This is a genomic window from Helicobacter pylori (assembly GCF_014497725.1).
In the GTDB taxonomy this organism is placed as follows: domain Bacteria; phylum Campylobacterota; class Campylobacteria; order Campylobacterales; family Helicobacteraceae; genus Helicobacter; species Helicobacter pylori_DE.
The window spans coordinates 59,404-71,574 of sequence record NZ_JACTGF010000002.1 but is presented as its reverse complement, the minus strand read 5'-3'; the positions used below and the strand labels follow the sequence as shown (position 1 = coordinate 71,574).

General features: G+C 38.3%; 10 protein-coding genes, 1 other RNA gene and 1 pseudogene. 7 read left to right on the top strand and 5 right to left on the bottom strand.

Annotated features, from left to right (window positions below):
* Positions 1-72 precede the first annotated feature (72 nt).
* The 4 genes from H7N69_RS02255 to H7N69_RS02240 all read left to right on the top strand — a co-directional run bounded on the left by H7N69_RS02255 (position 73) and on the right by H7N69_RS02240 (position 2,771).
* The gene (locus H7N69_RS02255; RefSeq protein WP_001947649.1) at positions 73-237 is read left to right on the top strand and encodes a hypothetical protein; all 165 of its coding nucleotides are present in this window, start codon (positions 73-75) and stop codon (positions 235-237) included.
* 9 nt (positions 238-246) lie between these two features.
* Complete coding sequence (locus tag H7N69_RS02250; RefSeq protein ID WP_187884676.1) at positions 247-1,719, top strand: disulfide bond formation protein B; 1,473 nt, start codon at positions 247-249, stop codon at positions 1,717-1,719.
* A 35-nt stretch (positions 1,720-1,754) separates the two neighbouring features.
* Positions 1,755-2,070, top strand: an RNA gene (rnpB, locus tag H7N69_RS02245) — RNase P RNA component class A.
* Between the two features lie 182 nt (positions 2,071-2,252).
* Positions 2,253-2,771 (top strand): tumor necrosis factor alpha-inducing protein, encoded by a 519-nt coding sequence (locus H7N69_RS02240; protein ID WP_232260181.1) that lies wholly within the window; start codon positions 2,253-2,255, stop codon positions 2,769-2,771.
* A 2-nt stretch (positions 2,772-2,773) separates the two neighbouring features.
* On the opposite strand, the gene pbp1a is transcribed toward H7N69_RS02240, so the two are convergent.
* The 5 genes and pseudogenes from pbp1a to H7N69_RS02215 form a co-directional block, all read right to left on the bottom strand.
* The gene (pbp1a, locus tag H7N69_RS02235; protein ID WP_187884674.1) at positions 2,774-4,759 is read right to left on the bottom strand and encodes a penicillin-binding protein 1A; all 1,986 of its coding nucleotides are present in this window, start codon (positions 4,757-4,759) and stop codon (positions 2,774-2,776) included.
* A complete protein-coding gene (locus tag H7N69_RS02230) occupies positions 4,759-5,880 on the bottom strand; it encodes an aminotransferase class I/II-fold pyridoxal phosphate-dependent enzyme (RefSeq protein ID WP_187884673.1) in 1,122 nt (373 codons plus the stop codon). Before H7N69_RS02230 ends, pbp1a begins: the two co-directional genes overlap by 1 nt.
* A 22-nt stretch (positions 5,881-5,902) precedes the next feature.
* On the bottom strand, positions 5,903-7,204 hold the full coding sequence (tlpD, locus tag H7N69_RS02225) for a chemotaxis chemoreceptor TlpD (RefSeq protein ID WP_187884672.1): 1,302 nt from the start codon (positions 7,202-7,204) through the stop codon (positions 5,903-5,905).
* A gap of 71 nt (positions 7,205-7,275) precedes the next feature.
* The gene (locus H7N69_RS02220; RefSeq protein WP_187884671.1) at positions 7,276-8,190 is read right to left on the bottom strand and encodes an ATP-binding cassette domain-containing protein; all 915 of its coding nucleotides are present in this window, start codon (positions 8,188-8,190) and stop codon (positions 7,276-7,278) included.
* Positions 8,156-9,051: pseudogene (locus tag H7N69_RS02215) on the bottom strand (ABC transporter ATP-binding protein). Before H7N69_RS02215 ends, H7N69_RS02220 begins: the two are co-directional and overlap by 35 nt.
* A gap of 152 nt (positions 9,052-9,203) precedes the next feature.
* On the opposite strand from H7N69_RS02215, the gene H7N69_RS02210 reads away from it, so the two are divergent.
* The 3 genes from H7N69_RS02210 (at position 9,204) to H7N69_RS02200 (ending at position 12,124) form a co-directional block, all read left to right on the top strand.
* Entirely contained in the window at positions 9,204-10,736 is a 1,533-nt protein-coding gene (locus H7N69_RS02210) for a flagellin A (RefSeq protein ID WP_000885496.1), read from the top strand.
* Positions 10,737-10,853: 117 nt separating this feature from the next.
* Entirely contained in the window at positions 10,854-11,510 is a 657-nt protein-coding gene (locus tag H7N69_RS02205) for a 3-methyladenine DNA glycosylase (RefSeq protein ID WP_187884670.1), read from the top strand.
* Entirely contained in the window at positions 11,507-12,124 is a 618-nt protein-coding gene (locus tag H7N69_RS02200; RefSeq protein ID WP_187884669.1) for a hypothetical protein, read from the top strand. The genes H7N69_RS02205 and H7N69_RS02200 overlap by 4 nt, the downstream gene beginning before the upstream one ends.
* The last annotated feature ends 47 nt before the right edge of the window (positions 12,125-12,171 follow it).

Sequence of the window (12,171 nt, the reverse complement as noted above, 5' to 3'; positions counted from 1 at the left end):
TCCACTAGATATTTTTTAATTATCCAATAGTTTATTTTTGAGTATAATCCTACGAAAATTTTAAGGAACGGCATGGAGTTTTTAGGACTGCTTTTAAGTCTGGCCGCTATTTTGATAGCGTTTAAAAAGCCTGAAAAAGAAAATTGGGCGTTTGGGATTTTGATTGTGGTGTGGTTGGTGGAGCTTGTTATTTTTATAGCCCACAGCTCTAGCGTTTTGCCTAATATGAATCTATAAGGGGGATGCATGGATAAAGAAACCCGATTTTACAATCTTTTTTCTTTGGCAATTTTAGGGATTTTAATCTTTCCTGTGGGTTTGGCGAATTTTTATTTTGGTTATGTTTTGAAAGATTCGCCTTGTATTTTTTGCTGGGCGCAACGCATCAACATGATTTTAATAGGGGCGGTGGCGCTTTTGGTGGTGCGTTTTGGGTTTAAGCCTAAATACATTGCATTGCTGCTACTCATGGCTAGTAGCGGGCTGTATGAGAGCTTTTATCATACGGGTGGCCATGCTTTAGAAGATGTGGGGCAGGGCTTTGCGCTCGCTATTTTGGGCTTGCACACGCAGTTTTGGGCGCTTTTTGTCTTTTTTAGCGTGATAACGCTTTTAGGGGTTTTGCTCTTTTTTGCCCCTAATACCCAACCTTTCAAAGATCATTCGTTAAACGCGCTCCAAAAAAGCGCTTTTTATGTTTTCTTTATTGTGGTGGGTTCTAATGCGATACAGGCGTTTGTTTCTACCGGGCCTTTCCCTTACATAGGGCAAAGCGATCCGGTGCGTTTTTCGTGGAATTTGAAAGAATCGGTCTGGTCTATGGAGAATTGGGATCATTTGAAATTCCCAAGAAGCGTTTTAGGCAGGAGAGATGTGGGCGAGCCTTTGAAATTGAGCGCTTTGCCTAAAGATAATGATTATGAGCATTCGCCTCTAGAAATTGCAAAAACTCTAAAGATTGAAAAAAAAGAAGAGCTTTTTTTAAAATTGAATGGAGCGATCACGGATTTGAGTTTCAATGAAGACAAGGCGATCCTTACCACAGAAAACCAAGGGCTTTATCTTGTAAGTAACGATTTGAAAACCATTCACAGCCATATGGTGTTGGATAGTTATTACAGCACGACGGTGGGGGCGTTCGTGGGGGCGGATTTTAACGAAGATGAAAACATTGTGATCATGGGCAATAATAAAACGAGCGTAGAAATCACTCCTAACAAAAACGCTAACGCACTTAAAAACTTCCCTTATTTTTTAGAGGGGGCTGACTCTTTTGACGAAGTGGAGCGCAGCCGCTTAAAAACTTCTAGGGCGAAAAACTATTATATCAGCGCTGCAAGAAGAGGGGTTAAATTCACTTATTTGATTACCGCTCCTAACAAACGCTATAAGGATTTGATTATTATCTCTATGCGTAATAGCGACAAACAGGTGCATGGGGAGTTTTTACTTGAACTAGGTAATGCCAAACTTAAAGAAAAAAGGAAACTGGGCGAGTTAGTTATCAGCACGCTAGCTTTAAAGGATAATAAGCTTTATGCGTTCAGTAAGGAATTTAACACGCTTTTAGTCATAGACCCTACAAAAGAAGAGATTCTTGAAGTTTATGGCTTGCCTAAAGAGATTAAAAATATCAGTGCTGGAGGGTTTAGGGATAATGAGTTTATCCTTGTGAGCTATGAGAATCATAAAAATATTCTCTATACCCTTAATTTTTAAACTCTTTTAAAGCTACTTTTTTCTAATATATTAACGCATTAGAAGATGGTCGCTATTTTAGAATAGAGGAAAGTCCGGGCTACATTAGACAAAATTCCATCTAACGGATGGCTAGCGTAAGCTAAGGGAAAGTGCCACAGAAAGCAAACCGCCTTTTTAAGGTAAGGGTGAAAGGGTGGGGTAAGAGCCCACCAGAGCTAAAGCAATTTAGCTTGTTTGGGCAAACCCAATTTGTAGCAAGAAGCGCATGGTAAGTCTAAATTGATACGCGCTTCGCTTGAGGAATATTGCAAAATATTTCCCAGATAAATGGCCATCCATTGACAGAACCCGGCTTATTCTAATGCTTAACTGCGTGTTGATTTTTTTAACGAAGTTTTAATCATTTTATTTTTTTATTTTTTTACCTAATTATTGTTTAAATCTTAAAGATTTATGTTACACTCTGTAAAATCAAAATCAAAGGGGATAGCGTGTTAGAAAAATCTTTTTTAAAAAGCAAGCAATTGGTTTTATGCGGGTTGGGCGTTTTAATGTTGCAGGCTTGTACTTGCCCAAACACTTCACAAAGAAATTCTTTTTTGCAAGATGTGCCTTATTGGATGTTGCAAAATCGTAGCCAGTATCTCACGCAAGGGGTGGATAGTTCGCACATTGTGGATGGTAAGACAACTGAAGAGATAGAAAAAATCGCTACCAAAAGAGCGACAATAAGAGTGGCGCAAAATATTGTGCATAAACTCAAAGAGGCTTACCTTTCTAAATCCAACCGCATCAAGCAAAAGATCACTAATGAAATGTTTATCCAAATGACACAGCCCATTTATGATAGCTTGATGAATGTGGATCGTTTAGGGATTTATATCAATCCTAACAATGAGGAAGTGTTTGCGTTAGTGCGTGCGCGTGGTTTTGATAAGGACGCTTTGAGCGAAGGGTTGCATAAAATGTCCTTAGACAATCAAGCGGTGAGTATCCTTGTGGCTAAAGTGGAAGAAATCTTTAAAGATTCTGTCAATTACGGAGATGTTAAAGTCCCTATAGCCATGTAGGCTTAGAACAACAAGCGTTCCTCGCTATCGTCTGTTCTTTTGGGGGTGGGGGTGATGGAATTGGGAGTTGAGTAGTAGGGGATTTTATCCACGATTTCTTTACGCAAGCCTTTGGGGACATCAAACTTTCTTTTTAAAGAAGGTTCAATCGCTAAAATGTTACGCATGAAATACGAATACACAGGCGCACTCACAACGCTGCCTCCTGTCGCTCCTTTGCCAATAGGCGTGTTATCGTCTCTCCCAAACCAGATCACGCTTTGTAAGGTGGGGGTAAAGCCAATGAACCAAGCGTCAATATTGTTGTTAGAAGTCCCAGTTTTACCGGCAATTTCTAAACCTTTAATGCGAGCCAAACTCCCTGTGCCGTTTTCTACCGCATTCATCAGCGCTGAAAGGGTTAAAAAAGCTTGTTCTTTGGAAGTGATCTTTTTGGTTTCAATGGGCGTGAAAGTTTTGACTTCGTTTTGTTGGTTGGTGATGCTTTCAATGAGCATGGGTTTAAGCATGGTGCCGTAATTAGAAAATAAAGAATACTTTTCGGCCGCATCAATGGGTGAGATAGCAAAGCTCCCTAACACAATAGATAAATCTTTAGGGAGATTTTTAAACCCCATATCGCTTAAAGATTGATAAATTTTTTCAAAGCCAAGCTGATCGCTTAAATTGATCGTGGCTAGATTTAACGAATGGCTTAAGGCTTCTTGCAAGGTTACAAGCCCTAAAAACTTGCGAGAATAATTGCTAGGGTGCCATGCGTGGTTTTGTTCGCTGTTTTTACTATAATTGCCATTTTCAAAGTTTCGCGCGGTATCAGGGATTTTAGAAGTCGTGGAATAGCCATTATCAAAAGCGATTTGATACACAAAGGGCTTGATTGCGCTCCCAAACTGCCGTTTGGCTTGCGTGGCGCGATTGAAAGCGCTTTTTTTATAATCAATCCCCCCCACTAAAGCTAAAATCTTACCGGTGCTTGTGTCTGTAACTATCATGCTGGCGTTCAAGTTGTCTTCATCTTCATCATTAGAGGCGTTAGTTTTTGGCTTCTCTTTAGCGATTTTTTCTAAGATTTTTTGATGCCCAAAACGCAAGGACTCTAACGCTAAGCGTTGGTAATCCAAATCTATCGTGAGCTTGATGGTGTAGCCTTGAGTTTTTAACCCGTCTAATTGATCCAATTGCTTCAACACTTCATCCACGACATAGGGAGCGATATTTTGCGTGGAAGTTTGGTTATAAACGATTGGCACTTCATTGAGAGCGCCTTTGAGCTCGTTAGAAGAAATCCAGCCTAAAGAATACAACCGCCTTAAAATATCATTAGCCCTAGAAAGTGAAAATTCTAAATTTTTGGTAGGGTCATAAAAACTTGGGGCTCTGGGTAAGGCGACTAACATGGTGATTTCTTTAAGCGTGAGTTTGTCAAGAGGTTTTTTAAAATACCCTAAACTTGCGGTTTTCACGCCATAATACCCATGCCCAAAAAAAGTTTGGTTCAAATAACGCTCTAAAATTTCTTCTTTGCTTAAGACTTTTTCAATGCGTATGGAGATGATAGCTTCTTTGAGTTTTCTGGTCAGGGTTTTTTCTCGCGTGAGCACCATGTTTTTAACGAGTTGTTGGGTTAGGGTGCTACCCCCTTCGGTGTAACGACCGCTTTTAGCGTTTCTAATCATAGCGCGCATGACAGCGTCCAAATTGATCCCCCCATGCTCAAAAAAGAGGGTGTCTTCTACTGCTAAAAGGCTTTCAATAAATCGTGGGGGGATTTCTTCAAAACGCGCATAAAAACGAAATTCCTTATCATAGATATTAGCGATCAAACGCCCTTTTCGGTCTAAAATCTGTGAAGCGACACTGGGGCGATAATCTTTAATTTTAGCAATATCCTTATCCGTAGTTACCCAAACTTGAGCGACAAGAACGGCCAACAACCCTATGATAATCAAAAATAAAACGATAAAACCATAAAAAATCTTTTTTAGCATTAACCACTCTTAAAAGAAGATTGTATTTTAGAATAATCTAAAAGGGCGTTTGCAAGCTCTTTAGTGTCTTCTAAGCTGTTTTTGAGGGACAAAGAGACGCGCAAAAGGGGTTTAGAAACCGTAGGGGGGCGGATAGCTCCCACTAAAAACCCTTTTTCTTTCAAAAAATACTGGGCGTTTAAAAGGGCGGGATTGTTTTCAAATTCTAGAGTAAAAAATCCTGCGAGCGTTCTAACGCCTAAAGTTTCAAAAATAATCTGTTGGTGTTTGATAAGCTCTTTTTTCAATTCCTGTTTTTGCGCGATAAAGTATTCTAAATGAGCCAAAGTCAAAGCGGTGTCTAACAGGCTTAAAGCGGTGGTGTAAATCACGCTTTTAGCGCGATTAGTTAAAAACTCTGTGACTTGTAAAGAGGCTAAAACACACGCCCCATAGCTCGCAAGCGCTTTAGAAAAAGTGCTGAGCTTAATGATTTTGTCTTTTTCTTTGATGCGATAATATTCTAAAAAACCCAACAAATTCTCGCCGATAGTCCCAAAACTATGGGCTTCATCCACGATTAAAAAAGCGTTAGGAATCTCTTGAGTGATTGCATAAAAATCATAAGGAGCGATGCTCGCATCCATAGAATAAACCCCCTCAATGGCTATGAATTTGAGCTTGTTTTTAGGGGCGTTAAAGAGTTTTTGTTTCAAATCTTTAATATCATTGTGCGAGAAAAAAACCACTTGATCAGGTTTAGCTTTGGCACTAAAAATCCCGCTCGCATGGTAGTGTTCGTCCATGAATAAGAGGGCGTTTTTGACTAAAAGGGTGTCTATTAAAGCCAGATTGCCCAAAAAACCACTCCCCACTAAAAGAGCGCTTTCAAATTCCAACAAATTGGCTAATCGTTCTTCTAATTCTGCATGCAAAGGGTGGTAGCCATTCACTAGCATGGAAGCCTTGGGGGAGTGGCAATCAAAGGACTGGAGCTTATCAAAGGCGTTTTCAAGCAAATCTTTTTTAACGCTCAAACCCAAATAATCATTAGAAGCGTAATCTTTTAATAAAGGGTCAAACAACTCTCTTTTGCGGTAGCGTTTGGCATGGCGTAGGGCTTCTAAAGATTTAGAAAACATCAAAACACTTCATTGAATGGGATCATTCGCCTTTTTGAATTTTTTCAATGATTTTATTGAGTTCGTCTTGTTTTTCGTAAAACATCTTATCAATATTTTCTCTAACATGTTTAGCGCTATCTTCCATTAAATGCACTTTATGCTCTAGGTATTTTGAATCGGTAATGTGGTCTTCTTGAACGGCTTTAACCAAATCATTAGCTTCAGCATGCACGCTCGCATGGTGGCTTTCTAAAGCTCTATAGCCTGAAGTGTTAGCAAAGTTTTCTTTACCCGCGCCCTCATAATACCATTTGCCTAAACGGCAACTCTTATGGCTGGTAATATCAAAGGAGTTGAGGCCAAAAACCATGCCATAAAGATTGTTTTTGAAGACCACATGATCCAGTTTGGCCAGACCGCAAAACACCCGGTTATTGATATTGTAGATGGTGTATTTTGCGGCTTGCGCGACAATCATGTTATTTTTTACGGTGGATTTAAGCTCTTCCACATCGCCCTTAATAGAGCCTACAATAGAATTAATATCGTGGGTGTTGGTTTGAATATCGTTCGCTTCTTGTTGCATGCTTTTAACCACGACAGCGATTTCTTTAGTGGCTTTTTGGGTTTTTTCAGCGAGCTTTCTCACCTCATCAGCCACCACCGCAAACCCTCTCCCATGCTCGCCCGCTCGTGCGGCTTCAATAGCGGCGTTTAGGGCTAAGAGATTGGTTTGCTCTGCAATATCATCAATCAAAGAAATGACTTGAGTGATTTCATTGCTCCGTTGGTTGAGGGAGTCCGCTAACGAAGTGGCGTTTTGCATCTTTTCATAAAGCGATTCAATGTCTTGACCCGTTTTATTAACGGTCCCTAATCCTTCAGTAGAATGCACTTCGCCATTTTTAGCCGCATTCAAGAGCAAGCCTGTTTCTTGATGGAAATACTGCATGCTTTCTTGCGCGTTCTCTAAGCCCTCTTTTAAGCTTGCACAAAAAGTCTTAAACAAATCGCTTTTATGGTATTCCCCCACACCCCCTGTTTTTTTGGCTAGTGAAAAATACTGCACGCCATCAATATTTTGGCTTTTTAAAGAATAAGAAACGCCTTGTAAATTAACGCTCTCTGCATTTTCTTTAAAATGAACGCTTTGCTCTTCTAGATTGCTTAAGCCTGCAAGATTCCCGCTTTTAAAAACGACTTTATTGTTTTTAATGCCTACAAAACCTTCATGCAAGCACAAATTTAAAAGGCTTTGATAGAGATTGACTTCCTTTTTTAACTCCGTAATTTCAGAATCTTTTTGACTGATTTGAAGTTGCAACTGTTTATTCCCAAACATGGTGGCATTCCTTATTTAAATTTGAATCTTTTGGGATTATACCCAAAATTACCAAATATTTTAATCGCTCGTTAGTATTGCTGCTTCAAATACAATTCAGAAAATAAGCCTTGTTTCTTTATAAGGGTTTCAAAGTTGCCCTGTTCTATAAGTTTGCCTTTGTCTAACACAATAATTTCATCAGCCTGTTTGACGCTACCCATGCGGTGTGTAATGATTAAAGCAATCTTAGATTGCGATTTTTTAAAAATAAAATCCAAAAACTCTTTTTCTATAATGGGGTCAATAGTACTGCTTGGCTCATCTAAAACAACACAATGACTTGGTTTTAAAAAGGCTCTTATAGTGGCTATGCGTTGCTTTTGACCCAGAGAAAAATCTACCCCATTATATTGCGCTCCAAATAGTGTGTTGTTGCAATCATTAAGACAATTTTGAAAATTTTCATCAAAAGATTTTAGCATTTCTCTCTTTTGCTTTAATTGCTCTCTTGTGGGGTTGTTTTGCATGAAAAGATTATCATCAATGCTATACCCAGCATAAAGAGAAAAATCTTGGAATATGGCACTCATTTGTCGGTGGTAGCTGTTTAGCTCTAAATCTTGTAATGAGTATTTGTTATTGATAATAATTTGACCTGAATTTGGGATATAAAACCCTAGCAATAATTTAATCAGCGTGCTTTTCCCACTAGCATTCCTACCGACTAATGCATAAATTTTGTTAGTGCTTAAAGAAAGATTAAAATTTTCAAAAATAGGTTTTGAATTAGAATAAGAAAAACTAATGTTTTCAAATGTAATACTATGGATTTTTTCTTCTAATCTGATTTGTGATTCTAGTTTTGGTGTTTTGTAATCTAATATATAAAAATAATTTTCAAAATATTTATTGATAGTAAAAAACCACTTTCCATAAAATGATAAATCTTGTAGTTGCTGTTGGGTAGAGCTAAATGCTTGGATATACCCAGCAATTGCCCCCACAGGATTTTGAAAGGATAATAAAAACCATTAGAAAAAATAGTGCAATACTTAAAATGGTGGTTAAAACATCAGTATATATGGTGAATATTAAGTTTTTTTGGGCTACTTTCACAAAATTATTAAGATATAATTCTTTTGTTTCAATAAATTTATGATAAAAATTGAATACAAAACTAAATAATAGGTTGTCCTTGTTCTTTTGGTTATCTAGTCCAGAATATAGATAATTTTGTATGCTCTCTTTTTTGTCTTGAAGCTTATCTATGGAAGCACTATGTTTTTTGCTATATGATTGGAGATGAAAATACAAGGCACTGTTGCAAAAATCATTATAAAGGGTAGATAAATACTAATGGAAAATAATATCCCAAACAGACTCACAAGCCCTATAATGCGTTGCAAGTTAAAAAATAGATTACTGACATAATTTAGGGGACGGATGTATAGACCATTATGGATAGCGTTAAGCTTAATAGTGTGATCTTTGTTTTCAAAAAAATTTAGATTTTTAACTTGTGTGAGTTTATTAGCGAGCTGTGTGATGATGTTTATAGAAAATTGTTCGGCAATAATGGTTTGCAAGCTTGATAAAATTCCTAAGAACACATGCGTTAAAAATAGCAAGGTCCCCCATAGTAGCAAAGTTGGTAACAGCAAGCTGTATTCAAAATGCATATGATTTTGCAATAGGTTTACCACAATATCAATCAATCTTATTGTAACAAGAATATTTATTGATGGGAGAATACCAATCAATAGCACTGTAATTGATGCCAACACAACACATTTTGGTGAGCTTTTATAGAGTAAAATGAAAGTCCTTAGGGGAATGTTTTTTATGGTATCCATCGGTGTTTGCATGCAATAATCAAATTTTCTTTATTATAACCCATTTTCATGCCCCTAATTTTGCTTTTAAAATAAAGCCCTTTAAAATTTCAAACTTTAACCGATTATAGTTCCAACCAAAAGCAAGGATGCCTTTGGGTTTTTTATAACAAGGAGTTACAACAATGGCTTTTCAGGTCAATACAAATATCAATGCGATGAATGCGCATGTGCAATCCGCACTCACTCAAAACGCACTTAAAACTTCATTGGAGCGATTGAGTTCAGGTTTAAGGATTAATAAAGCGGCTGATGACGCATCAGGCATGACGGTGGCGGATTCTTTGCGCTCACAAGCGAGCAGTTTGGGTCAAGCGATTGCCAACACGAATGACGGCATGGGGATTATCCAGGTTGCGGATAAGGCTATGGATGAGCAGTTAAAAATCTTAGACACCGTTAAGGTTAAAGCGACTCAAGCGGCTCAAGACGGGCAAACTACGGAATCTCGTAAAGCGATTCAATCTGACATCGTTCGTTTGATTCAAGGTTTAGACAATATCGGTAACACGACTACTTATAATGGGCAAGCGTTATTGTCTGGTCAATTCACTAACAAAGAATTCCAAGTAGGGGCTTATTCTAACCAAAGTATTAAGGCTTCTATCGGCTCTACCACTTCCGATAAAATCGGTCAGGTTCGTATCGCTACAGGTGCGTTAATCACGGCTTCTGGGGATATTAGCTTGACTTTTAAACAAGTGGATGGCGTGAATGATGTAACTTTAGAGAGCGTGAAAGTCTCTAGTTCAGCAGGCACAGGGATTGGCGTGTTAGCAGAAGTGATCAACAAAAACTCTAACCGAACAGGCGTTAAAGCTTATGCGAGCGTTATCACCACGAGCGATGTGGCGGTCCAGTCAGGAAGTTTGAGTAATTTAACCTTAAATGGGATTCATTTGGGTAATATCGCAGATATTAAGAAAAATGACTCAGACGGAAGGTTAGTCGCAGCGATCAATGCGGTTACTTCAGAAACCGGCGTGGAAGCTTATACGGATCAAAAAGGGCGCTTGAATTTGCGCAGTATAGATGGTCGTGGGATTGAAATTAAAACCGATAGCGTCAGTAACGGGCCTAGTGCTTTAACGATGGTTAATGGCGGTCAGGATTTAACAAAAGGTTCTACTAACTATGGGAGGCTTTCTCTTACACGATTAGACGCTAAGAGCATCAATGTCGTTTCGGCTTCTGACTCGCAGCATTTAGGTTTCACAGCGATTGGTTTTGGGGAATCTCAAGTGGCAGAAACCACGGTGAATTTGCGCGATGTTACCGGGAATTTTAACGCTAATGTCAAATCAGCGAGTGGCGCGAACTATAACGCTGTCATCGCTAGCGGTAATCAAAGCTTGGGATCTGGGGTTACAACCTTAAGAGGCGCGATGGTGGTGATTGATATTGCCGAGTCTGCGATGAAAATGTTGGATAAAGTCCGCTCTGATTTAGGTTCTGTGCAAAATCAAATGATTAGCACCGTGAATAACATCAGCATCACTCAAGTGAATGTTAAAGCGGCTGAGTCTCAAATCAGGGATGTGGATTTCGCTGAAGAGAGCGCGAATTTCAATAAAAACAACATTTTGGCGCAATCAGGCAGCTATGCGATGAGTCAAGCCAATACCGTTCAACAAAATATCTTAAGGCTTTTAACTTAGTTTTAAGAAAGGTGTTTGTATGGGGCTGACGCTTTAAGCGTTGGCTTTTCGCTTTAATTTTTACTTCTTTTTTAATAAAATACTCTTTTTTATTTCTTTTTATTACAGGCGGTTATTGTGTTGGATAGTTTTGAGATTTTAAAGGCTTTAAAGAGCTTGGATTTATTGAAAAACGCCCCTGCTTGGTGGTGGCCTAACGCTTTGAAATTTGAAGCCCTACTAGGGGCGGTTTTAACGCAAAACACTAAATTTGAAGCCGTTTTGAAATCTTTAGAAAATCTAAAAAACGCTTTCATTTTAGAAAATGATGATGAAATCAATCTTAAAAAAATCGCTTATATAGAGTTTTCAAAGCTTGCAGAGTGTGTCCGCCCTAGCGGGTTTTATAACCAAAAAGCCAAACGACTGATTGATTTGAGCAAGAATATTTTAAAAGACTTTCAAAGTTTTGAAAATTTTAAACAAGAAGTAACCAGAGAGTGGCTTTTAGACCAAAAGGGCATTGGCAAAGAAAGCGCGGATGCGATTTTATGCTATGTGTGTGCTAAAGAAGTGATGGTGGTGGATAAATACAGCTATCTTTTTTTAAAAAAATTAGGCATAGAGATAGAAGATTATGACGAATTGCAACATTTTTTTGAAAAAGGCGTTCAAGAGAATTTAAATTCTGCCTTAGTGCTTTATGAAAACACCATTTCTTTAGCGCAACTTTATGCGAGATTCCATGGAAAGATTGTAGAATTTTCCAAACAAAAATTGGAATTAAAGCTTTGATTTTTAGATTTTTCTTAATCTTAAGCCTTTTAAAAGGCGTTTTACTGGCCAAAAAGGATTGGAATTTTTTCAAACCTTTAGAGCCTACTAAAAAATATTTTGGCTCTTTTAAAATCGGCTATCTTTATCAGCATGCAGAAACGACTAAAAGATCCCCTATCCGCCCTAAAAACCGCCCTCCTATTTTAATGGATAAAACTTACCATGACGCTTCTTTAGGCTTTCAGGTAGGGTATGTTTTAAAAAAGAAAGCTTTATTAGGGGGGTATTTGGATGCAGGAATGGGCGATTCGTATTTCATGAGCGCTGGGCTAGTCGCTGGGGTTAGGCTTTTTAAGGGGTGGGTTATCCCTAAAATCGCCTTAGGCTACCAGCTTCAAATTTTAGGGGCTAAGATTGATAAGTATCAATTCAATATCCAATCAGCGGTGGGGAGTGTGGGCTTATTTTTCAATGCGGCTAAAAATTTTGGCTTGAGCATAGAAGCAAGGGGTGGTATCCCTTTTTATTTTATCCAAAGCAAATTTTCTAAGGCTTTTGGCACGCCACGATTGAATATCTATTCTATTGGTATCGCTTTCACTTTTTATGATTTTACGAGATTTTTAGGGTAAAATATTCATTTTAAAAACTAACTATAAAGTATAAAAACAAACCACTA

Bases quoted from the DNA above. Each gene is read 5' to 3' on its own strand.
- H7N69_RS02255 (WP_001947649.1), top strand. From the start codon at position 73: ATGGAGTTTTTAGGACTGCTTTTAAGTCTGGCCGCTATTTTGATAGCG.
- H7N69_RS02250 (WP_187884676.1), top strand. From the start codon at position 247: ATGGATAAAGAAACCCGATTTTACAATCTTTTTTCTTTGGCAATTTTA.
- H7N69_RS02240 (WP_232260181.1), top strand. From the start codon at position 2,253: ATGTTGCAGGCTTGTACTTGCCCAAACACTTCACAAAGAAATTCTTTT.
- pbp1a (WP_187884674.1), bottom strand. From the start codon at position 4,759: ATGCTAAAAAAGATTTTTTATGGTTTTATCGTTTTATTTTTGATTATC.
- H7N69_RS02230 (WP_187884673.1), bottom strand. From the start codon at position 5,880: ATGTTTTCTAAATCTTTAGAAGCCCTACGCCATGCCAAACGCTACCGC.
- tlpD (WP_187884672.1), bottom strand. From the start codon at position 7,204: ATGTTTGGGAATAAACAGTTGCAACTTCAAATCAGTCAAAAAGATTCT.
- H7N69_RS02210 (WP_000885496.1), top strand. From the start codon at position 9,204: ATGGCTTTTCAGGTCAATACAAATATCAATGCGATGAATGCGCATGTG.